Source organism: Roseateles sp. SL47 (assembly GCF_026625885.1).
Taxonomy (GTDB): domain Bacteria; phylum Pseudomonadota; class Gammaproteobacteria; order Burkholderiales; family Burkholderiaceae_C; genus Roseateles.
On record NZ_CP113068.1, the window covers coordinates 4,992,239 to 5,013,696 of the forward strand.

Genomic DNA, 21,458 nt, shown 5'->3' on the forward strand with positions numbered 1-21,458 from the left:
GTTCCGCACCGCCGCTCACCCCCAGCAGTTCCACTTCGAACATCAGGGTGGCGTTGGGCGGAATCACGCCGCCCGCGCCGCGCGCACCATAACCCAGGTTGGGAGGAATGATCAGCACACGGGTGCCACCCACCTGCATGCCCTGCACACCTTCGTCCCAGCCCTTGATGACCATGCCGCCATCCAATTCGAACTCAAACGGCTCGCCCCGGTCCTTGCTGGAGTCGAACTTGGCGCCCTTCTGGCCGTCCTGATAGAGCCAGCCGGTGTAATGCACCTGGACGTCCTGGCCGGCCTTGGCGGTGGCGCCGGTCCCCGGCGTGGTGTCTTCGTATTGCAGGCCGCTGGCGGTGCTGGTCATGGTTGTCCTTTGTATTGCAAAACCTGAATGATGCCAGCCCTTGGAGGCTATTGCGGCGACATGAACACGCCCCATCGCTCGCGCCAGGCCTCGACGGCCGCCGCCCGCCACTCCGCAGCGGTCGTGCCGGGCAACTCCGGCAAGCGCAGCGAGGCCGCCGCCCGCCGCAACGCCGCCAGCGGATCGGCCAGGTCCAGCGCCTGCGCGCCGTTCTGCTTGGATAGCTTTTCGCCGTTCTCCCCCAGGACCAGTGGGGTATGGAGATATCGCGGGGTCGGCAGCCCAAGCAATTGCTGCAGGCGGACCTGCCGGGGCGTGTTATCGGCCAGATCTTCGCCGCGCACGACGTCGGTGATGTCCTGCCACCCGTCGTCCACCACCACGGCCAGTTGATACGCCCACAGGCCATCAGCGCGCAGCAGGACGAAGTCCCCCACGTCGCGGGTGAGGTTCTGGCGCTGGGGACCCAGGCGTCGATCCACCCAGTCGATCTCCAGGTCCGAGGTGTCGGAGGCCGTACTCAGCAGCCGCCAGGCTCGCGCTGCTTTGCCCTGCAGGCCATGACGGCAGGTGCCGGGATACACCAGCTCGCCATGCCGCTCCCGCCCACCGCCCTGCGCTTCAATGGCTTGGGCAATGTCCTTGCGCGAGCATCCGCAGGGATACGCCCAGTGACCTTCCACCAGCCCCTCAAGGGCTTGTCGGTAACGTGCCTCCTGCGCCGACGCGGACTGCCAGACCGGTGGTTCGTCGGGCACCAGCCCCACCTGGGTCAGCTGGGACAGGATCACCTGATCAAGCCCCGGCGGGCAGCGCGGCCGGTCCACATCCTCGATGCGGACCAGCCAGCTACCTTCATGGGCCCGTGCATCCAGCCAGCTGGCCAGCGCCGCCACCAGTGATCCCTCATGCAGGGGGCCGGTCGGGGATGGCGCAAAGCGACCCCGATAGGCGCAGACCCGATCGGTGCTCAACGCGGCAACTCCAACGGGTCGGCAGTCGCCGGGCGGGCCCCTTCCGGGGGGACATCCCCCCCGCCGCCGCCCGGCCTCTCGCATCCCGAATCGATACGACCGCTATCAGCCGGCGCCCCCATCACAACAGCAAGCCCTCGTACTGTTCCAGCAGCGCATGGCGGGTGGTCTCGCTCTGCAATTGCTTCAACCACCAGGCCAGGGCCTTCCCGGGCGGATGGCCGGTATTGCGCCAGGCATAGTTCATCGGCGCCACCCGGGTGCCCTGGAACGTCGGCTTGATCAGCAAGCGCCCCGCCTCCACATGCCGACGCACCATGGCCGTCGGCATGAAACCACAGCCCAGGCCGCGCACCAGCGCCTCCAGCTTGGTGGCCATGGAGGGGACGGTCAGCACTTCCTGTCCCGGCATCACGCCCAGCGTGATCGGCGGCAGGCTCCGGGCGGTGTCCGCCACCGCCACGATGCGGTGCGGTGCAAGATCCGCCGAAGTCAGGGTCGACTCCCACTTGGCCAGCGGGTGATGCGGCGCCACACAGAACACCATCTCCATCCGCCCCAGCGTCTCGCAGATCATCGAGCTGCCGGCCATCTGGGTGTTGGTGCCGATGGCCAGATCCGCCTCACCCGACACCAGCACCTCCCAGGTGCCGGACATCACCTCGGTGCGCAGCTTCAGCCGGGTGGGCGGCGGGCGGCCCTCTTCGGTGGTCTGATAGAACGCCTCCATCAGGTCGAACAGCGCACGGCGGGCCAAGGCGTCATCAACCACGATGGTCAGCTGGCTTTCCCAGCCGGTCGCCACCCGCTTGACCCGGTTGGCCACCGCATCAATCTCCAGCAGCAGGCGGCGGCCTTCGGTCAGCAGCTCCTGGCCGGCCGTGGTCAGCACCGCCTGGCGGGAGCTGCGGTCGAACAACAGCACATCCAGTGCATCTTCCAACTGGCGCACGCTGTAGGTCAGCGCCGAGGGCACTTTGCCCATCTCCCGCGCGGCGGCTGCAAAGCTGCCGCTGCGGGCGATGCTGTCCATCATGGCCAGGGCTTCCGGTGTCAGGGCCCGTCGTTTGTCTTGCTGTGACATGCCTTCATCTTATTTGAACGGAGGCCTCAAAACCCCTCCCCCTCGGGAGGGGCGAGGTTCCCTACAGTGAACCCATCGCAAGTCAACCAGGAGCAACAACATGCGTGAACTGATCAAGTCCTCGGACCGTGGTTATGCCGATCATGGGTGGCTCAAGAGCTTCCACAGCTTTTCGTTTGCCAACTACTACAACCCGCGTCGCATGGGTTTCGGCCCGCTGCGGGTGATCAATGAGGACAAGGTGGCAGGTGGAACCGGTTTCGGCACCCACGGCCACCGTGACATGGAGATCATCAGCTATGTGCTGAGCGGCGAACTGGCCCACCAGGACAGCATGGGCAACGGCAAGCCGGGCGGTGCGAATGCTGGCGTCATCCGCCCCGGGGATGTACAGCGCATGAGCGCCGGCACCGGCGTGATGCACAGCGAGTACAACCATTCCAAGGAAGGCCAGACCCACTTCCTGCAGATCTGGATCATGCCGAACCAGCAAGGCGTGACCCCGAGCTACGAGCAGAAGCACTTCCCGGACACCGACAAGCGCGGCAAGCTGCGCCTGATCGCCTCGCCGGATGGCGCCGAGGATTCAGTCAGCATCCATCAGGATGCACGGCTGCATGTCGGCCTGTTCAATGGGGATGAGCGTGCCGAACTGCCGCTCGCCGCAGGGCGCCTGAGCTATGTGCATCTGGTGCGGGGCGAGCTGACCGTCAATGGTGACAAGCTGTCGGCCGGTGATGCGCTGCAGTTGGCTCAGGAAGACCGGGTCGTGATCGAGCAGGGCCGGGACGCCGAAGTGCTGGTGTTTGATCTGCCCGCCTGACAACGATGGACAGGGCCAGGGGTGCCGCCCCTGGCCGGAGCCTTGGCCACAGCGGTGGTGACTCAGGGCTGAACGGCTGAGCCGCGCTGAGGGACTGAGGCTGAACGCCGCGTGAAGTGGCACTTCTGAGGACCGGCTTCGTGTTCATTCTCCCTTCCACCAGCGCGAACGCCGTTGCGGCCCATGACACGCCCACGGCGTCCGCGGACATCCCTTCAACGCCCACCCTGACGGAGACGGTGCCGGTGCCGGTGCCGGTGCCGGAGACTGTGCCGGTGGGGGTGCCGGTGCCGGTGGGGGGCCCAGAGACGGCGCCACCTTCGGCTTGGCTCACCTCCTGGCCCGAACACCACCCACTGTTGTCGCGGCAAACGCAACTTCCACCGCCCCGCTACCACGGGCCTCATGATTTGGTGCACACGGGCCCCAGGCCACCGGACCTCCACCGCTTACAGCCCTATGCGCGGGCCATCGCCCCCCTAATCCCTCAGGTGTCGGCGGGCGCCCCCCCTCTCCCCGAGCCATCGGGAGCATCAGCACCGTCCACGTCTTCCACGTTCCCCCCCTCTTCCACCGCTTCAGCCACCGCCCGACCCAGCCAGCAGCAAGGTCGTGAGTTCTGTCGCAAGAAGGAAATCCTCCTTGAAGGCGTGTGCAAGGGCCTTCGCAGTGACACGCACATGGAGACGGACGTCATCTGCGAGTTGTTCCGGCTTTTTACCCTTGGGGATGGCTGGCATCAAGGTTTGTCCCTCGCGTTCGTGGACCATTTGGCGCCCTTTCCACCCACAAGTCCCATCACCGTGGCCCTCGCCCCGGAGCTCGTCACCACAACGCACGTTCGGCCTCAGATCACCCGTATGCAAGACGGAAGCTTCCGGGCCGGAATCACCCACTGCCCGATCGATCTGCACACGGTCATCCCCAAATCTCCGCTAGCGCCCTATGACGCCCTGGTGGTGAGCTTGCGCAGCGTCACTCACCCCATGCACGAAGAGTCGGTGGCGGGCCTCGCGCGCCAGTCTGGCCGGCCACCTTCCAACTTCATTCGGGACGTCGACGGCCAAGGCCTTGCAAAGGGTGACTACTGGGTCGTTTTGAGTGCCATGCGCGCCTGGGCCACCACCATGTCCTTGGACGTCCTGCAACGGCTGCGCGAGAAATCGGCACAGTAAGGCGCCTGTCACCTCCATGGGCGTGCGGGGGGGGGGCGGCGAGAGAGGGCGGGGCGGGGCGGGAGGCGGGAGGCGGGAGGCGGGAGGCGTCCCCCAGGAGGCCTCAGTTTGAACACTGGCCGGCATTCTGTTCACTGATCCGGGAGGCCTGACTTCACCAGGCTACCGGAGTCGTTCACCATGTTTGTGAGTTCATCCTCCCAACTCCCTGGAACAGCTGCCTGGGACGCTGCTGCGGATGACCAGGCGTCAGTGCCGGGAGCCGTGCCGTCATCGGATCCGCACTTGGCCACACAGCGCAGCGGGCAAACTGCAACGGCGGACCTGCAGGCGCAACCTCAAGCGCATCCTCAAGCGCCGCCGTATGTGCCGCCATATGTGCCTCCATATGCGCCTCCATTTGCGCCTCCATTTGCGCCACCATTTGCGCCACCATTTGCGCCTCCCACCCACTCCGGCACGAGTGCCCACGTCCCTGCGGCTTCGACCGACGCTACGACGTGCCCCCCCACCCAAGCTCTGCTGCAGTATCCGTATTACCCTTGGATGTTCCACTGGGGGCAGCATCCATCCCCGCCCTCGGGGCCGCAGCTCTTCGACCTGCCACCGCTGGCCGCAGACCCAGCGAGACCCGGCAGCTTGCAGCCCAACAGTGCGGCAAGTGCGCCTGGATCCAATGTCCCACCCCCCTACACCCTATCCCGCTGGCCCCCTCCAAGCTTGGCTTCCGCACATCCAGCGCCAAGCCAGTGGAGGCCCCTTCCCCTCGCTCAGGGCGCCGCCGCCGTCCAAGCACGCGACCGCTCGCCGCTCCAGCCTGCGCTGCAGCCCGCAGTGCCAACCCCTCAACAGCCCGATCCCGCGCCAGCTCAGCAGCCCCAACTGCCCCAACAGCCGCCTCACCAAGACGGCTGGACAGCGCCTCCGTCGCTGAATGACGAGGGAAAGACGCTTGCCGTGCTGCAGCAGATGCGCACGATGCTGTCGGCACTCCTGCCCGACCAGACGCCAGAGGATACCCGGGCCGCTTCAAGCTCAGCAGCCCCGCCCGGTGGCAGCAGGCCCCTCTCGACGGCAAGCGCCTTGACCCCTGCTTCCCGTTCCATCGGCGTCCAGACCGATCCCAGTGTCACGGGGTGCTCCCATGCCGTCCGTGCCCAGGGGGAATCGACGGTCTCCTTGCAAGTCGCCATTCAGATGCAACAGCATGCCCGCGAGCACGAGCGATGGATCAATTATCGAAAGGCATTGATGGAAGCGCTCAGGAAAAATGAGGCGCTGAAGGATTCGCAGATGGTCACCACGCTCGCGATTCTGGGCAGGCAATGGCCCCCTGAACAGGCTTACATCCAATTCAAGCGGCCCTCTGGATGGGTCGTCATCTCCAGCGGCAAGGTGACCAAGATGCAAGACCCATCATCGCCTCCTCCGCCCTCCCCTCCGGGCGTGGACCCAGTGGAGATCCTGTACTGCGAGGATGGCAGCCTGGAGGCCGGTACCGCCTCCCTGCCCCCATCGGCACGATGGCAAATCCCGAGATCGGAGTGCACCGTTTTCGACGCACTGATCGTCGGCATCCAATCCGCTAACCACCCCATCAACGCCGCGTTGCTCAATCACATCTTTGACTCATTTCGCCAGGGACCCGCGATTCAGCGTGAAGTGGACTTCTGCGGGTACCCGACAGGCAATTACCGCGTCGCCATGGACATGCTGCGCTTGCGATGCATCTTCGACCTCGACGCGCTGATTTCGAGCGAGGTCAGCAAATACCAAACCCACGCCCCTCCATCCGGCTCGAATTCGACCTGAGCAAAAAAAGGGCTGCCAAAGCAGCCCGGAGCACAGGGGGTGGGACCTCAATGGACCACACGTCCAAAACTGAACTCACCCCCATCAACACCAACCGGAATCACATCCTTCGGACCAAACCGCCCCTGCAGAATCAGCTTGGACAGCGGATTCTCGATGCGTTGCTGAATGGCACGCTTCAACGGCCGCGCACCAAACACCGGGTCGAAGCCCACCTTGGCCAGTTCGCTCAAGGCCTCTTCGCTCACATCCAGCTTCATCTCCAGCTTGTCCAGGCGCTGTTCCAGTTGACGCAGCTGAATCCGGGCAATCGACTGGATGTGCTGGGCGCCAAGCGCATGGAAGATCACGGTCTCGTCAATGCGGTTGAGGAATTCGGGCCGGAAATGCGCCTTCACCTCGGTCCACACCGCCTCACGCACCACTTCTTCCGATTCGCCCTGCAAGGCCATGATGTGCTGCGACCCAAGATTGCTGGTCATCACGATCACGCAGTTCTTGAAGTCCACCGTGCGCCCCTGCCCATCGGTCAAGCGGCCGTCATCCAGCACCTGCAGCAGCACATTAAACACATCCGGATGCGCCTTCTCCACCTCGTCCAGCAGGAGAACGCTGTAGGGCTTGCGGCGCACGGCTTCGGTCAGATAACCGCCTTCGTCATAGCCCACATACCCCGGGGGCGCACCAATCAGACGGCTCACCGAGTGCTTCTCCATGAACTCGCTCATGTCGATGCGCACCATGTGGTCTTCACTGTCAAACAGGAAACCGGCCAAGGCCTTGCACAGCTCCGTCTTGCCCACGCCGGTGGGGCCCAGGAACAGGAAGCTGCCCAGCGGGCGGTTGGGATCCGACAGGCCCGCCCGGGAACGGCGGATGGCATCCGCCACGGCCACGATGGCTTCGTCCTGGCCCACCACCCGTTCGTGCAGCTTTTCTTCCATCTGCAGCAGCTTGTCGCGCTCGCCCTGCATCAGCTTGTTGACCGGAATGCCAGTGGCGCGTGACACCACTTCAGCAATCTCTTCAGCACCGACCATGGTGCGCAGCAACTGCGGCACGGTCTTGTCCTTGGCCTTGCCGGCTTCCTTGGCCTGGGCTTCTCCCAGACGCTTCTCCAGTGCGGGCAGCTTCCCATACTGAAGCTCAGCCACCTTGTTGAAATCGCCCTTGCGCTTGAATTCCTCGATCTGGAACTTGATGCGGTCGATCTCTTCCTTGACATGGGCGGAGCCCTGGGCCTGCGCCTTTTCGGCCGTCCAGATCTCTTCCAGGTCGTTGTACTCGCGCTGGAGCTTGAGCAGTTCTTCCTCGATCAGGGCCAGACGACGCTGGGACGCTTCGTCCTTTTCCTTGCGCACGGCTTCCCGCTCGATCTTGAGCTGGATCACACGACGGTCGAGCCGGTCCATTACCTCGGGCTTGGAGTCGATCTCGATCTTGATCTTCGCGGCGGCTTCATCGATCAGGTCGATGGCCTTGTCCGGCAGGAAGCGGTCGGTGATGTAGCGATGGCTCAGCTCGGCCGCCGCCACGATGGCGGGGTCGGTGATTTCCACGCCGTGGTGCACCTCGTACTTTTCCTGCAATCCACGAAGGATGGCGATGGTGGCTTCCACGCTGGGCTCGTCCACCAGCACCTTCTGGAAGCGCCGCTCCAGGGCGGCATCCTTCTCCACATACTTGCGGTATTCATCCAGCGTCGTGGCGCCGATGCAGTGCAGCTCGCCACGGGCCAGTGCGGGCTTGAGCATGTTGCCGGCGTCCATCGCGCCTTCAGCCTTGCCGGCCCCCACCATGGTGTGGATCTCGTCAATGAAGAGAATGATGCGGCCTTCGTCCGCCGCCACTTCCTTCAACACGGACTTCAGCCGTTCCTCGAATTCACCACGGAACTTGGCACCGGCCAGCAGGCCGGCCATGTCCAGCACCAGGACGCGCTTGTCCTTCAGGCTTTCTGGCACTTCGCCATTCACGATGCGCTGAGCCAGACCTTCCACGATGGCCGTCTTGCCCACGCCGGGTTCACCGATCAGCACCGGATTGTTCTTGGTACGGCGTTGCAGCACCTGGATGGCGCGGCGGATTTCATCGTCGCGGCCAATCACCGGGTCCAGCTTGCCCGCACGGGCCCGCTCGGTGAGGTCCAGCGTGTATTTTTTGAGCGCTTCGCGATTGCCTTCGGCTTCCTGGCTGTCAACCTTCTGGCCGCCACGGACGGCTTCAATGGCCGTTTCCAGCGCCTTGCGGGTCAGGCCATGGCCCCGGGCCGCACCGGCCAGGTCCGACTTGGCGTCGGACAAGGACAGCAGGAACATCTCGCTGGCAATGAAGTGGTCGCCACGCTTGGACGCCTCTTTTTCAGAGGATTGCAGCAGGCTGATCAGGTCGCGACTGGGCTGGACCTGCTGGCCCTCCCCCTGCACCTGCGGCAGCCCGGTGAGGATGCCGTCCACGGCTGCTTTCAGGGCCGGTGTCTTGACACCGGCACGCTCCAGGAGGGCGCGCGGGCCTTCGTCCTGGGCCAGCATGGCAGACAGCACATGGACCGGCTCAATATAGGGGTTGTCTCGCGTCACAGCCAGGCTCTGGGCCTCGGCCAACGCTTCCTGAAATCGTGTGGTGAGCTTGTCAACTCGCATGGGATGAACCTCCGTTGCAGCGACAGGTGGGACTGTGTCCCTGAATTTCAAGAGGGCATCCGGCGGGTCGGGCACAACACTTGCCAAAAGCCGGAATGGCCCTCCATCGACATGATCGCGGCCCCCACACCCAACCGGCCAGCCGGACCCGTCTGCCGACCTCTCGACGGGTGCTGCTGCTGGTGGACTTCATCAATCCACTGACGTTTGCCGGTGGGGAGGACCTCGCGCCGGCCGCGCTGGAAGCGGCCACGGCCGCCGCAGCCCTGAAGCAGCACATGCAAGAACAGGGCTTCCGGTCGATTTTTATCAATGACAACTTTGGCCAATGGCGGTCTGATTTCAAGACACTGGCGGCCGAGTGTCAGCAACTCGGTGGGACGGCGGCTGGGTTGGTCCGCCGGCTGAAACCGCATCCGGATGACCTGATGGTGCTCAAGCCGCGCCACTCCGGCTTTTATGCCACGCCGCTGGACCTCCTGCTGGAAGAGCTCGCCACACGGGAAGTGGTTGTCACCGGGCTGGCCACCGACTTCTGTGTGATGTGTACCGCCATGGATGCGTATGTCCGCGGCTACAAAGTGTGGGTGCCGGAGGACTGCACCGCTGCGGAGTCTCCGCGCCACAAGCATGAAGCCCTGGCCTGGATGAAGGCGACGCTCAAGGCCCGGATCTCACCTGCCGCAGGGACGGTCCGGCGATCCGCATCAGGGCGGGGGGCATGACGGCGGGGATCACGTCACTGCCGCTGTCCGAGCGGTCGCTGGGACCCAGGGCGTTGGTGCCACCGCCCCTGGCCCCTGGCCTGGGAGGGTTCGGGGGTGCCGCCAGGAATGCTGCTGCGTGCCGTGGGAGGACTGCAGAAAGTGGGCTTTCCCTTTCCCAGGCAAGGCTCGCGCCTGCGCGCTGAGCCGATGCGCCCGGCCGCGTGATGCCGTGCCCGACCGTGCCCGGCCGTGCTCGACGGCATCCAACAGTGCCCAACAGCGCAGAGGAAGGGCTACTGGCTGCGCCGCTGGTAGATGCGCTCGTGCGGCGCCACTTCGGTGAAGTCATCGGCATGGGCCGAGAAGCGGAGGGTCTCCCGCGCGCCCAGCCCCAGGAAGCCATGCCGGCACAGTGCTTCACTGAACAGGCCCAGGGCCCGGTCCTGCAGTGCGCGATTGAAATAGATCAGCACATTGCGGCACGAAACCAGTTGCACCTCCGCAAACACACTGTCGGTGGAAAGGCTGTGGTCGCTGAACACAATCCGCTCCTTGAGCGACTTGTCCAGCAGGATGTGGTCATAGGCGGCGGTGTAATGCTCGGACAGCGACCCCTTGCCGCCCGAGAGCCGATGGTTCTCGGTGAAGCCCGGCGCCAGGTCGATCCGGTAGACACCGGCCTGCGCCTGGATCAGGGCTTCCTGGTTGATGTCGGTCGCGTAGATGAGGGTGCGGTCCAGCAGCCCCTCTTCCTTCATCAGAATGGCCAGGGAATAGGCCTCCTCGCCGCTGCTGCAGCCCGCCACCCAGAGTTTCAGGGAGGGATAGGTCCGCAGCACCGGCACCACCTGCTCCCGCAAGGCCAGGAAGTACTCCGGGTCTCGGAACATCTCGCTCACCTGCACCGTCAGGTCACGTAGCACCGAACGGAACACTTCCGTCTCGCGCAGCAGCCGCCCCTGCAGGTGCGACAGCGTCGGGCATTCAAACCGCTGCATGGCGGCCTTGAGCCGGCGGCGCAGCGAGGTCGGCGCATAGTCACGGAAGTCGTAGTGATAACGCTGATAGATGGCTTCCAGGATCAGCCGGACTTCGATGTCCACCTCCGGATGCGCCGGCAGGTGCTCATCCGCCTGCCGGCCGCGCCGTGCGCCCGGCCCTTCATTCAGCGCGTCATCAGGCATGCCGCCCGAACTCCCACCGTCCTTCATTACCGAGGCATCCAGACCCGCACCAGGGACAATAGTTTTTCAATGTCCAGCGGCTTGGCAATGTAGTCATTGGCGCCAGCCGCCATGCATTTCTCCTGATCGTCCTTCATGGCCTTGGCGGTCAGCGCAATGATGGGCAGGCGACGCCATTCCGGGCGTTCGCGGATGGCCCGCATCGCGGTAAAGCCATCCATCTCCGGCATCATGATGTCCATCAGCACCAGATCGATCTGCGGCTTGCCACCACTCTCGGCCGGCACACTGGCCATCTGGCCCAGCCGCTCCAGCGCCTCGCGCCCATTGCGGGCAATCTCCACCTTCACACCCTTGGGCTCCAACACGGCGGACAGGGCAAAGATGTTGCGCACATCGTCCTCCACCACCAGCACCCGGCGGCCTTCCAGCATGTTGTCACGCGCCCTGACTTCCTTGAGCATGCGCTGACGCTCCGGCGGCAATTGGGCTTCGACCTGGTGCAGGAACAGGGTCACCTCGTCCAGCAGACGCTCCGGCGATCGGGCGCCCTTGATGATGATGGAACGGGAGTACCGGCGCAGCTGGGTTTCCTGCAGCGGCGTCAGGTTGTGGCCGGTGTAGACGATCACCGGCGGAAAGGCGACTTCGTCCTGCAAAGCCATCTGATCCAGCAGATCAAAGCCGCTCATGTCCGGCAGGTGCAGGTCCATCACCATGCAGTCGAAGGTCGTGTTGCGCAGCGCTTCCAGCGCCTCGGCAGCGGTGGAGACGCCCTGGATCTGCACATCGTCGGCAGCCAGCAGGTGGCGGATGCTGTCGAGTTGACGGGCATCGTCCTCCACCACCAGCACGCGCCGCATGCGCTGCGAGAACTTGGCTTCCAAACGCTTCAGTGCGGTTTCCAGCTCATCCCGCTGGACCGGCTTGAGCGCATAGCCGATGGCGCCACGCTCCAGGGCCTCGTGGCTGTAATCTTCCACGGACGCCACATGCACCGGAATGTGCCGCGTGAGCGGATCCCGCTTGAGCCGGTCCAGCACACCCAGGCCGGAATGGTCCGGCAGGTTCATGTCCAGCAGGATGGCGCTGGGGGCGTAACGCTGCGCCACACTCAGCCCGTTTTCGGCGGTGTGGGCCATCAGGCAGAGGAAGCCCATCTCGCGGATCAGGTCGCGCAGGATGGCGGCAAAGCGTTCGTCATCCTCGACCACCAGAATGGAACGGGCACCCGGCACCCAACGCAGTCGATCGTCATCCAGCTGCGGCAGCCGGGCTTCCATCGTGGCCGGGGCCGGTCGGGCCGCCGTGTCTCCCGAGGCCCCCCCGCCCGCCGTGCTGGTGGCCACCGCCGTCGCCACCGGCACCAGGGCCGGCGGCGCGCTGACTGGCCGATGTGCAGGGGCTTGCGCCGGCGTGAGCGGCCGCGGACGATCCGCTTCTGCCGGTGCATCGTGGAACTGCGGCAGGACCAGGCTGAAAGTGCTGCCTTGGCCCGGGCTGCTGTCCAGATGGATGTCGCCGCCCAGAAGCCGGGCCAGATCACGGGAAATCGACAGGCCCAGGCCGGTGCCCCCGTATTTGCGATGCGTACTGCCGTCGGCCTGGCGGAAGGCTTCGAAGATCTGGTCCTGATGCTCCGGCGCAATGCCGATACCGGTGTCCTTCACCGCAAACACCAGCCGCCCATCGGCGCTGCCGCCCACTTCCATGCGCACCGACCCCTTCTCGGTGAACTTCAGGGCGTTGGACAGCAGGTTCTTCAGCACCTGGCTGATGCGGCCTTCATCGGTCTCCAGCCATTCCGGCGCCCCCGGCAGCATCTCCATGCCAAAGGCCAGATGGCGCTGGGTGGCGATGGGGGCGAAGGTCTGCGTCAGTTGCTGCAACAGGCGGTGGACCGGCAGGCGCTCGATCTGCACTTCCACCTTGCCGGCTTCAATCTTGGACAGGTCCAGGATGTCGTTGATCAGCGCCAGCAGGTCGTTGCCGGCGGAGGTGATGGTTTCGGCGAACCGCACCTGCTCGGGGGTCAGGTTGCCGTCCTTGTTGTCGGCGAGCAGCTTGGCCAGGATCAGGGTGGAGTTCAGCGGTGTGCGAAGCTCGTGGCTCATGTTGGCCAGGAACTCGCTCTTGTACTGGTTGGACCGTTCCAGCGCATCGGCACGTTCGGTCAGCAGGCCCTGCGCGCTTTCCAGCTCGGAGCGCTGCATCTCCAGTTGCTTGGCCTGTTCTTCCAGCTGCGCATTGCTCTGCTCCAGCTCGGTCTGCTGATGCTCCAGCCGCAATTGGGATTCCCGCAATGCCCGGCCCTGCTCTTCCAGCTCTTCATTGCTGGCCCGCAGTTCTTCCTGCTGGGCCTGCAGTTCTTCCGACTGGCGACGGCTTTCTTCCAGCAGCGCTTCCAGGCGGCTGCGGTCCTTGGCGGCACGCAAGGCCATGGCGATCGACTCAGCCACACGCGCCAGCAATTCGCGCTCCGGCTCACCCACGGCATGCAGATAACCCAGCTCCACCGCGCATTGCACGCCGCCATCCAAACCGGCCGGCCCGATCAACAGCTCACACGAATTGGAGCGGCCCAGTGACGAGGCCACGGTGAAATAGTCGGGCGGCAGCGCCTTCAGATGGACGGGCCGGCGGTCACGCGCGGCCTGGCCCAGCAGGCTTTCGCCGCTGCGCACCTGTGGCGGCGCGGCATCGCCCACCGGCAGGGCATATCCGGCCACCCTGTCATAACGGCCATCGTCCTGGGCCACATAGAAGGCCCCCACCTGCGCCCGGGTATAACGGGCCAGGAAACTCACGACGATGTCGCCCAGCCGCTCCACATGCGGGTCGCCCTGCAATTCGGCGCCCAGCGCGGCCTGCCCGGCCTTGAGCCATTCCTCCACCTTGCTGGCCCGATAGCTGCGGGTGGTCAGCACCACCGACACCAGCACCAGGGTCAGCAGCAAGGCCGAACCGCCCCACAGCATCCACTGCGATTGCAGCACGGCCGCATCCCAGATCTCGCGGCGGGAGGCAGCACGCTCCCGCTCTTCGCGCTCCATCTCGCCCAGCAAGGTGCGGATGCGGTCCATCAGGATGCGCCCCCGGTCGCCCTGCACCGTGGCCAAGGCATCCACACTGTCGCCGCGGCGGCGCATGTCGATGGTCTCCTTCATCTCGGCCAGCTTGGTCTTGTAGAGCAACTCCACCGTGTCCAGCCGGGCCCGCTGCGGCGCGTTGTCCGCCCAGCTCACCCGCAGGCGTTGCACTGCCGTGGGCAGCACCACCTGGGCGGTGTTGAACGGCAGAAGGTAGGTGTCGGTCCCGGTGAGCAAATAGCCGCGCTGGCCGGTTTCTGCATCCTTGATGGCCGACCCCAAGGCCTGGATCTGCTCCTGCACTTCCAGCGTGCGCGCCATCGCATCGGCGGTGGCGGACTGCGCCTGCTGCGACCGCCAGGACATGAAGGCGGTCATCAGGATCGTGAGCACGGCCAGCGCAAATGCCAGTACGGTGGGGGTGGGCAGCCAGCGAATCCGGTGCAGGGCCAGATCCGATTCTTTACGCATGGTCGTCGCAGTCATGGGAGGCGGGGAAACAGCGCAGGCAGAACAACACAGTCGAGCCGGGCGGCCTTCAAGGCCGGTCCGCCTGATGACGGGGCAGCAACAGCTCCAGCAGCGTGCCCTGTCGCTGGCGAGAACCACCGATGAGGGAGCCCCCATGGGCCCGCGCAATCCGCTCGGGCTCCTCCAGGCCGGGCCCGACATGCGGCGAGGCCATGCCGGAGACCGGTTCATGGCCACCAAACAGATGAATGGACGCCTCAGACGACAGCACGTTGTCAAAACTCAGGCGCAGCATCAACGAACGATGCGCGCTGCCATCCACCTGGATGCGGATGGCACTGTCGCCCGCATGGGTGGCCGCCTGCATCAACAGCTGGTCGATGGCCCGGGCCATGGCGTCGGTGTCGAAGTCGCCCACCGTGTCCCCGATGCGCTCGAACGCGGGCGGCGCCCACAACACCGCCTGGTTGCTTTCCAGATCCAGACGCTGAGCGGCCAGGACCGCCAGATCGCCTCGCCTCGGGTGCACCTCCAGCAGTTCACAAGGGCGTTGTGCGAGGCTGCCCAGATGGTCCACCTGACGCCCCAGCAGCGTCGCCGCCGCCTTCATGCGCGCGCCGGCCTTCTGGAGTGCGGGCTGGTCGGCCTGGCGGATCAGCAGTTCGGCATTCAGCATCATCACCGACAGCGGGCCGCGAATATCGTGGGACAGCGCGCTGAGCATCAAGGCATTGACCCGCGCCAGCCGCTCCTGCGCCTCGATCCGCTCCGCCAGCAGTTGCCGCTGGCGATGCAGATCGGCAAAGACAGCCACCTTGCTGCGCATGACATGCGCATCCACCGGCTTGTAGATGAAATCCACGGCGCCAGCCTCGTAGCCCTTGAAGCTGCGCTGGGCCTCACGGGCGCCAGCGGTCAGAAAGATGATCGGGACATGCCGGGTACGCTCCGTGCCCCGCATGAGTTCCGCCAGCGCAAAGCCGTCCATGCCTGGCATTTGCACATCCACCAAGGCCAGCATCACTTCGTGCGTCAACAGCAGCTCCAGGGCCTCCGGGCCCGATTCGGCCGTCAGCACCTGCAGGTCGGGTTCCAAGCCATCCCCCAGCAGCGCTTTCATGGCCAGCAGGTTCTGCGGTTTGTCGTCGACCACCAGCACATTCATCGGACGTCTGGACAGGCTGTCGCCCGCCCCGCGTCCGATCCCGGGGGTCTGCTCTTGCGCCACATCTGTCTCCCAATCGATCAGCATCTTCATCATTCATCGGTCATGTGCGGTAGACCACCGCCCAACCCAACGGGCAATGGGCGTGCCTGCCTCGCCCAGGAAAAACCCGAAGCCCGAGTCCGCCCAGCGCCCAAGGGGTGCGGGGTTAACATCCGGGCCGCCCCTCCCCGGCGCTTCTTCGCGCCCCTACGGCCTCCCCAGTCCACTCGAGGAAACCATGAATCCACAAAGCGCCGCGGTTGAAGACCTGCTCGCCAATCACAAGGAGCAGGTGCTCGCCGAATGGCAAGCGGTGCTGCAGTCGTCCGGGGCCGGGCGCGGGAGTCCCACCGAGGCTCGTGAAACCGCCGAACTGCTGGAGGCCCTGCTCGCCGGGCTGCGCAACAGCGGCGGCATCACCGATCTGGACCACGCGGGCTGGTCGCGGCTGCGTGACCAGTTGGCCAAGCTGTCGGCCTCACGGGCCGCTCAAGGCACCACCGCTGCCGAGACCAGCCGCTTTGTGCTGGGCCTGAAGAAACCGCTGTTCAGCGCATTGCAACGCCGGTTCAGCAAGGAGCCAGAGTCGCTGGTGAATGCCACCTGGGACATCTCCACCCTGCTGGACGCCATGGCGCAACATACGGTGTCCACGTACCAGCGCAGCCGGGAAGACATCATCGCCCGCCAGCAACAAGACCTGCTGGAGCTGTCCACCCCCGTGGTCAAGCTGTGGGACGGTGTGCTGGCGGTGCCGATGATCGGCACGCTGGACAGCGGCCGCACCCAGGTCGTGATGGAGGCCCTGCTGGAACGCATTGTCGACACCGGCTCGGCCCTGGCCATCATCGACATCACCGGCGTGCCCACGGTGGACACGCTGGTCGCACAGCACCTGATGAAGACGGTCACAGCCATCCGCCTGATGGGCGCGGACTGCATCATCAGCGGCATCCGCCCGCAGATCGCGCAGACCATCGTGCATCTGGGCATCGACCTGGAAGGCATCACCACCAAGGCCACCCTGGCCGATGCCCTGGCCCTGGCCCTGCGACGCACCGGCTTTGTGGTCACCCGCAACCGCACCCCGGCTTCCACCGGACTGGCGGGCTGACATGCAACGCATCCCCATTCTCCAGATGGGTCGGGTCCTGCTGGTCACCATCCAGGTCGACCTGCAAGACCAGACCGCTCTGGCGCTCCAGGACGATCTGGCCAACAAGATCCAGAACACGGCCGCCACCGGCGTGCTGATTGACATTTCCGCCATGGAAATCGTCGATTCCTTCATCGGACGCATGCTGGCCAGCATTTCCGGCATTGCCCGGGTGTTGGGCGCCACCACCGTGGTGGTGGGCATGCAGCCGGCGGTGGCTATCACGCTGGTCGAACTGGGCCTGTCGCTGGACGGTGTGCGGACCGCACTGAATGTGGAACGAGGCATGCAGCTGCTCCAACGATCGGAAGAGGAGCAGTTCCATGTTGGCGATGACGACTGAGGCCAACAGCGGCGAAATGGCCATCCGCAGTGAAGCGGACATCGTGATGGCACGCCAGCAGGTGCGCCGCCTCACCCAGGCCCTGAAGTTCAGTCTGGTGGACCAGACCAAGATGATCACGGCGGCGAGTGAGCTGTCTCGCAACACCCTCATTTACGGGGGTGGCGGCGACATGCAATGGCAGCTTGTGCAGCAAGGTGTGCGCAACGGGTTGCGACTGTCCTTCGTGGACCAGGGCCCCGGCATTCCCGACATCGATCTGGCGCTCAAGGATGGCTGGACCTCCGGCGGCGGGCTCGGCATGGGCCTCTCCGGCAGCAAACGGCTGGTCAACGACTTCGAACTCGAGACCGCCCCCGGCAAGGGCACGCGGGTGACCATCACCCGCTGGAAATAAGCGATGCAACCGCATCTGCGTTGCCCCATTGAGGATGTCAGCCAGGTGGGCGAAGCGCGCCGGGCGGCACAGCAGCTCGCGTCGTCCCTGGAGTTTGATGAAGAGGCCACCGGCCGGCTGGCGCTGGTCGTGACCGAACTCGGCACCAATCTGAGCCGCCACGTCGGCCCCGGCCGTCAGGCAGCGCTGCTGCTGGGTACGGTGGACGGCGAGGTGGAGGTCCTGTCGCTGGACCAGGGCCCCGGCATGGACCTGAACCGCTGCCTGCGGGACGGGTTCAGCACGGGCGGGTCGTCCGGCACCGGGCTGGGCGCGGTGCGCCGCATGGCCCGCCACTTCGATGCGTTTTCGGCGCCGGAGCGCGGCACGGTCATCGCCACACGATGCGCGGCCCGCGTGGCGCGCAGCGCTCCTCCAGCGGCCGCCATCAACGCCAGCACGGCCTTTGAGGTGGCCGGTATCAGCCTGGCCGCCCCCGGCGAGCAGGTCAGCGGTGATGCCTGGACGGTGCGTCTCCAGCCCGACCACTGGCTGGTGCTGGTCGCCGACGGTCTGGGGCATGGCCCGGAAGCCGCCGAAGCGGCCGACCTCATGGTGACGCTGCTGCACAGGTCGCCGCCCTCCAGCCCATCCCCGGCCCATCTGCTGGACGACTGCCACGACCTTCTGCGCAGCACACGGGGGGCGGCCGTCACCTTGGCCCGGCTGACGCCGGATCCGCGGTCCCTGCTGTTGTCCGGCGCCGGCAATGTGAGCGGGCGCCTGATCTCGGGGATTTCCGACCGCAGCCTGATGGTGCAGCATGGCACGCTCGGGGTGCGGGTGCGCCGTTTGCAGGACACGGCTTATGAATGGCCTCCGCATGCAGTGCTTGTCCTGCATTCCGATGGCATCCAGACTCGCTGGAAGCTCGACGACGTCCCCGGCCTGTTGCAAGCCGGCCCGGCTGTCATCGCCGGATGGATTCTGAGAGACCATTGCAGAGGCCGAGATGACGCCACCGTCGTGGTGGTGGTGCCCCGCAGCCCTCCCTGACACGTCCTGATGACACACGATTCCTCCCTCGATGATCCACAAGCGCTGCACGAGGCGCTGATGCAGGCCCGCCAGCAGGTGCAGGACCTGCAGATGGAGCTGGACGAGACCAATCGCGGGGTGCTGGCCCTGTATGCGGAACTCGACACCCAGGCCCAGCAACTGCGCCAGGCCACTGAGCTCAAGAGCCGCTTCCTGGCTTACATGAGCCATGAATTCCGCACACCCATCGCCTCCATCCGCAGCCTCACCCGCCTGCTGCTGGACCGTGTGGATGGACCGCTGACGCCGGAACAGGACAAACAGATCCAGTTCATCCGCACCACCTCGGAAGAATTGACCGACATGGTCAATGATTTGCTGGATCTGGCGAAGGTCGAGGCCGGCCGCATCGACATCTCGCCAGCCTGGTTTGAGCTGGTCGACCTGTTTGCCGCGCTGCGTGGCATGTTCAAGCCGGTGCTGGTCAATCCAGACGTGCAGTTGATTTTTGAAGAACCGGTCGGCAGCACCCAGCTGTTCACCGACAACGGCAAGCTGTCGCAGATTCTGCGCAACTTCATCTCGAACGCATTGAAGTTCACCTCGCAAGGCGAAGTGCGGGTGTCCGCCGTGCAGCAAGGGGATTCCATGGTCTTCTCGGTCACCGATACCGGCATCGGCATCGCGCCGGAATTCCATCAGGCCATCTTCCAGGACTTTATCCAGCTGGACTCCCCCATCCAGAAGCGCCTGCGCGGCACCGGTCTGGGCCTGTCGCTGAGCAAACGGCTGGCTGAACTGCTGGGCGGCCAGGTGGCCCTGCAAAGCGAGGCAGGCAAGGGGTCGGTGTTCTCCGTGACCCTGCCCCTGCGCTTGGGGGATGCCGCCGACACGCCCATGCCGAGCGCTGTGCAACAGACAGCGGCGGAGGACCTGGGCTGATGAGCGAGCCTCGGGCGATCGACCGCTCCCAGCACCGATTGCTGGTCGTGAACGACGACCCGGTCGGTCGCTACACCACCGTGCGTCTGCTCAATGCCGCCGGTTTCCCGACCGAGGAAGCCGCCACCGGCGCGCAGGCACTGGCGATTGCCGACAACAACATCTCGGCCGTGGTGCTCGACATCCATTTGCCGGACATCGATGGTTTTGAGCTCTGCCGCCGCCTGCGGGCCAAGCACACCACCTTCCGCCTGCCCGTCATCCATTTGACGGCGGCCTACCTCACCGATGAGGACAAGGTGCGCGGCCTGGATGCGGGCGCCGATGCCTATCTCACGCACCCGGTGGAGCCGGCGGTGCTGGTGTCCACCATCCAGGCGCTGGTGCGCACCCAGGCCGCCGAGGCCGCCATGCGGCGCAGCGAGGTCAAGTTCCGCACCGTGTATGCGCAGGCGCCCAGCGGCATCTGCCTGCTGCAGGCCGGCAACAACGCCGTGCTGGACGCCAACCCCGCCATGCTGGCGCTGCTGGAGCGCCACGACCATCAGGTGGTCGGCCAGCCGCTGCTGGACTTTGTGGTGCCGGAGGACCGCGCCACGGCACTGCAATTCTTCCAGCGGCTCGAAGAAAGCGGGCAACGGGCCTTGTTTTCGATCCTGACGCCCTCCGGCGACGCCGTGGCGGTGGAATGGACCACCTCGCCGCCGGTGGAGCCGGGGGTGGGCATGGTCATGGCCATCGACGTGTCCCAGCAGCAGCAGCTCGCGCTGCAGCGCCAGGCCATGCTGGATCGGGAACGCACCGCCCGCAGCGAAGCCGAACGTTTAAGCCGTTTGAAGGACGATCTGATTGCGGTGCTGTCGCATGAGCTGCGGACACCGCTGAACGCCATCATGGGCTGGACCCATGTGCTGCAGCGACACAGCCCGCCGGAGCTATTGAGCAAGGGGCTGAGCGCCATCGAACGCAATGTCAGCATTCAGGCACGGATGATTTCGGACATCCTCGACATGTCGCGCCTGAACGTGGGCAAGCTGCCGCTCAGCCGCGAAACGGTGGCAGCCGGGGCCATCGTGCGTGCGGCCGTGGCAGCCGTGCAGGAAGGCCTGCACGCGGGGGGCCACACGCTGGATCTGGATCTTCAGGACGAACACCTGCTGCTGATGGCCGACAGCGGCCGCGTGCAGCAGGTGATCTGGAACCTGGTGGGCAATGCCGCCAAGTTCTCGCCCAAGGGCAGTGTCATCACGCTGGCCCTGCGGGAACAAGACAGGGGTGCGTGGATCCAAGTGACCGATCAAGGGCAAGGGATTTCGCCCGAATTCCTGCCTCACATCTTCGAGCGCTTCACCCAGAGTGATGCCTCCAGCAACCGCCACCACGGCGGGCTGGGGTTGGGGCTGGCGATTGTGAAGAGTCTCGTGGAGGCGCATGGTGGCTGGGTACAGGTACACAGCGAAGGCACGGGCCTGGGCACGCAGATCGCGTTCTGGCTGCCGGGCGCGGACGCCGACCAGCCGCAGGACGGGCCGGACACCGGATCGGGCCTGCTCGGTCCGGTCGAAGGCCCCGACACCACCAATCCCGCCGGGCTGGCCGGTCTGCGGGTGCTGCTGGTGGACGACGATGCCGATGCCGGCGCGATGCTGAGGATGATCCTGGGGGACCGGGACATCCGCGTCACGCTGGTGCAGCGCGCCGATGATGCGTTGGCAACGCTGGCGCACGGCCGCTTCGATCTGCTGATCAGTGACGTGGGCATGCCCGGCAAGGACGGCTACGACCTGATCCGCGAGCTGCGGCACCGGGAAGCCCCGGGCCAACGACTGCCGGCGATTGCCCTCACCGCCTTCTCGCGCGACCTGGACCGGCAGCAGGCGCTGCAGGCCGGATTTGATGCGCATCTGAGCAAACCGCTGCGGCCGCAGCAACTGCTGCGGGCCATGGAGCAACTGACGCAGAGTCATTGAGCCCCACCCGGCTTGGATGCGGCGTCATTGATCCTTGGCAAACGGCCAGCGAACCCGGGCCACCCCGGGGGCCCACCAAGCGAATGCAAGGGACCATCCCTGCA

Annotated in this window: 17 protein-coding genes and 1 pseudogene; 10 read left to right on the forward strand and 8 right to left on the reverse strand. The window is 65.5% G+C overall.

Annotated elements, in window-relative coordinates:
- Positions 1–16: 16 nt before the first annotated feature.
- The 3 genes and pseudogenes from OU995_RS21570 to OU995_RS21580 form a co-directional block, all read right to left on the reverse strand.
- Positions 17–361: pseudogene (locus tag OU995_RS21570) on the reverse strand (FKBP-type peptidyl-prolyl cis-trans isomerase); the annotation flags it as partial.
- 47 nt (positions 362–408) lie between these two features.
- Positions 409–1,335, reverse strand: a complete 927-nt coding sequence (gene gluQRS / locus OU995_RS21575; protein ID WP_267832182.1) for a tRNA glutamyl-Q(34) synthetase GluQRS — start codon at positions 1,333–1,335, stop codon at positions 409–411.
- A gap of 121 nt (positions 1,336–1,456) precedes the next feature.
- Positions 1,457–2,419 carry a LysR family transcriptional regulator gene (locus tag OU995_RS21580; protein WP_267832183.1) on the reverse strand — a complete coding sequence of 321 codons (963 nt, stop codon included), beginning with the start codon at positions 2,417–2,419 and terminating at the stop codon, positions 1,457–1,459.
- A 100-nt stretch (positions 2,420–2,519) separates the two neighbouring features.
- Between OU995_RS21580 and OU995_RS21585 the strand changes: the two genes are divergently transcribed.
- Positions 2,520–3,242, forward strand: a complete 723-nt coding sequence (locus OU995_RS21585; RefSeq protein ID WP_267832184.1) for a pirin family protein — start codon at positions 2,520–2,522, stop codon at positions 3,240–3,242.
- Between the two features lie 578 nt (positions 3,243–3,820).
- On the opposite strand, the gene OU995_RS21590 is transcribed toward OU995_RS21585, so the two are convergent.
- Positions 3,821–4,012: a hypothetical protein gene (locus OU995_RS21590; protein ID WP_267832185.1), complete on the reverse strand. Its 192-nt coding sequence runs from the start codon at positions 4,010–4,012 to the stop codon at positions 3,821–3,823.
- Between the two features lie 90 nt (positions 4,013–4,102).
- Between OU995_RS21590 and OU995_RS21595 the strand changes: the two genes are divergently transcribed.
- Together OU995_RS21595 and OU995_RS21600 are read left to right on the forward strand one after the other, a co-directional pair.
- Positions 4,103–4,417: a hypothetical protein gene (locus OU995_RS21595; protein ID WP_267832186.1), complete on the forward strand. Its 315-nt coding sequence runs from the start codon at positions 4,103–4,105 to the stop codon at positions 4,415–4,417.
- Positions 4,418–5,374: 957 nt separating this feature from the next.
- On the forward strand, positions 5,375–6,229 hold the full coding sequence (locus OU995_RS21600) for a hypothetical protein (RefSeq protein WP_267832188.1): 855 nt from the start codon (positions 5,375–5,377) through the stop codon (positions 6,227–6,229).
- Between the two features lie 47 nt (positions 6,230–6,276).
- Here the strand turns inward: OU995_RS21600 and clpB are convergent, their stop codons facing one another.
- The gene (gene clpB, locus OU995_RS21605) at positions 6,277–8,871 is read right to left on the reverse strand and encodes an ATP-dependent chaperone ClpB (RefSeq protein WP_267832189.1); all 2,595 of its coding nucleotides are present in this window, start codon (positions 8,869–8,871) and stop codon (positions 6,277–6,279) included.
- A gap of 95 nt (positions 8,872–8,966) precedes the next feature.
- Here clpB and OU995_RS21610 point away from each other — a divergent pair, with 95 nt between their 5' ends.
- Positions 8,967–9,596: a cysteine hydrolase family protein gene (locus OU995_RS21610; protein WP_267832190.1), complete on the forward strand. Its 630-nt coding sequence runs from the start codon at positions 8,967–8,969 to the stop codon at positions 9,594–9,596.
- Between the two features lie 275 nt (positions 9,597–9,871).
- Here OU995_RS21610 and OU995_RS21615 read toward each other — a convergent pair whose 3' ends face one another.
- The 3 genes from OU995_RS21615 to OU995_RS21625 all read right to left on the reverse strand — a co-directional run bounded on the left by OU995_RS21615 (position 9,872) and on the right by OU995_RS21625 (position 15,583).
- Positions 9,872–10,762, reverse strand: coding sequence for a CheR family methyltransferase (locus OU995_RS21615; RefSeq protein WP_267832191.1), 891 nt, complete (start codon positions 10,760–10,762; stop codon positions 9,872–9,874).
- A gap of 26 nt (positions 10,763–10,788) precedes the next feature.
- Positions 10,789–14,322, reverse strand: coding sequence for a response regulator (locus OU995_RS21620; RefSeq protein ID WP_267832192.1), 3,534 nt, complete (start codon positions 14,320–14,322; stop codon positions 10,789–10,791).
- A 67-nt stretch (positions 14,323–14,389) separates the two neighbouring features.
- Complete coding sequence (locus OU995_RS21625; RefSeq protein ID WP_267832193.1) at positions 14,390–15,583, reverse strand: response regulator; 1,194 nt, start codon at positions 15,581–15,583, stop codon at positions 14,390–14,392.
- Between the two features lie 184 nt (positions 15,584–15,767).
- Between OU995_RS21625 and OU995_RS21630 the strand changes: the two genes are divergently transcribed.
- Genes OU995_RS21630 through OU995_RS21655 form a run of 6 tightly spaced genes read left to right on the forward strand, consistent with a single transcriptional unit; the run spans position 15,768 to position 21,354 of the window.
- On the forward strand, positions 15,768–16,643 hold the full coding sequence (locus OU995_RS21630) for an STAS domain-containing protein (protein WP_267832194.1): 876 nt from the start codon (positions 15,768–15,770) through the stop codon (positions 16,641–16,643).
- Between the two features lies 1 nt (position 16,644).
- Positions 16,645–17,028 carry an STAS domain-containing protein gene (locus OU995_RS21635; RefSeq protein WP_267832195.1) on the forward strand — a complete coding sequence of 128 codons (384 nt, stop codon included), beginning with the start codon at positions 16,645–16,647 and terminating at the stop codon, positions 17,026–17,028.
- A complete protein-coding gene (locus OU995_RS21640; RefSeq protein ID WP_267836331.1) occupies positions 17,018–17,425 on the forward strand; it encodes an anti-sigma regulatory factor in 408 nt (135 codons plus the stop codon). Before OU995_RS21635 ends, OU995_RS21640 begins: the two co-directional genes overlap by 11 nt.
- Before the next feature lie 3 nt (positions 17,426–17,428).
- The gene (locus OU995_RS21645) at positions 17,429–18,460 is read left to right on the forward strand and encodes a SpoIIE family protein phosphatase (protein ID WP_267832196.1); all 1,032 of its coding nucleotides are present in this window, start codon (positions 17,429–17,431) and stop codon (positions 18,458–18,460) included.
- A gap of 9 nt (positions 18,461–18,469) precedes the next feature.
- Entirely contained in the window at positions 18,470–19,384 is a 915-nt protein-coding gene (locus tag OU995_RS21650; RefSeq protein WP_267832197.1) for a sensor histidine kinase, read from the forward strand.
- Positions 19,384–21,354, forward strand: coding sequence for a hybrid sensor histidine kinase/response regulator (locus OU995_RS21655; protein WP_267832198.1), 1,971 nt, complete (start codon positions 19,384–19,386; stop codon positions 21,352–21,354). The genes OU995_RS21650 and OU995_RS21655 overlap by 1 nt, the downstream gene beginning before the upstream one ends.
- Positions 21,355–21,458 lie beyond the last annotated feature (104 nt).

Coding starts and splice junctions, on each gene's coding strand:
- OU995_RS21630 (WP_267832194.1), top strand. CDS start 15,768: ATGAATCCACAAAGCGCCGCGGTTGAAGACCTGCTCGCCAATCACAAG.
- OU995_RS21585 (WP_267832184.1), top strand. CDS start 2,520: ATGCGTGAACTGATCAAGTCCTCGGACCGTGGTTATGCCGATCATGGG.
- OU995_RS21625 (WP_267832193.1), bottom strand. CDS start 15,583: ATGATGAAGATGCTGATCGATTGGGAGACAGATGTGGCGCAAGAGCAG.
- OU995_RS21640 (WP_267836331.1), top strand. CDS start 17,018: ATGACGACTGAGGCCAACAGCGGCGAAATGGCCATCCGCAGTGAAGCG.
- OU995_RS21595 (WP_267832186.1), top strand. CDS start 4,103: ATGCAAGACGGAAGCTTCCGGGCCGGAATCACCCACTGCCCGATCGAT.
- OU995_RS21650 (WP_267832197.1), top strand. CDS start 18,470: ATGACACACGATTCCTCCCTCGATGATCCACAAGCGCTGCACGAGGCG.
- clpB (WP_267832189.1), bottom strand. CDS start 8,871: ATGCGAGTTGACAAGCTCACCACACGATTTCAGGAAGCGTTGGCCGAG.
- OU995_RS21590 (WP_267832185.1), bottom strand. CDS start 4,012: ATGGTCCACGAACGCGAGGGACAAACCTTGATGCCAGCCATCCCCAAG.
- OU995_RS21580 (WP_267832183.1), bottom strand. CDS start 2,419: ATGTCACAGCAAGACAAACGACGGGCCCTGACACCGGAAGCCCTGGCC.
- OU995_RS21620 (WP_267832192.1), bottom strand. CDS start 14,322: ATGCGTAAAGAATCGGATCTGGCCCTGCACCGGATTCGCTGGCTGCCC.
- OU995_RS21655 (WP_267832198.1), top strand. CDS start 19,384: ATGAGCGAGCCTCGGGCGATCGACCGCTCCCAGCACCGATTGCTGGTC.
- OU995_RS21645 (WP_267832196.1), top strand. CDS start 17,429: ATGCAACCGCATCTGCGTTGCCCCATTGAGGATGTCAGCCAGGTGGGC.
- OU995_RS21635 (WP_267832195.1), top strand. CDS start 16,645: ATGCAACGCATCCCCATTCTCCAGATGGGTCGGGTCCTGCTGGTCACC.
- OU995_RS21615 (WP_267832191.1), bottom strand. CDS start 10,762: ATGCCTGATGACGCGCTGAATGAAGGGCCGGGCGCACGGCGCGGCCGG.
- OU995_RS21610 (WP_267832190.1), top strand. CDS start 8,967: ATGGCCCTCCATCGACATGATCGCGGCCCCCACACCCAACCGGCCAGC.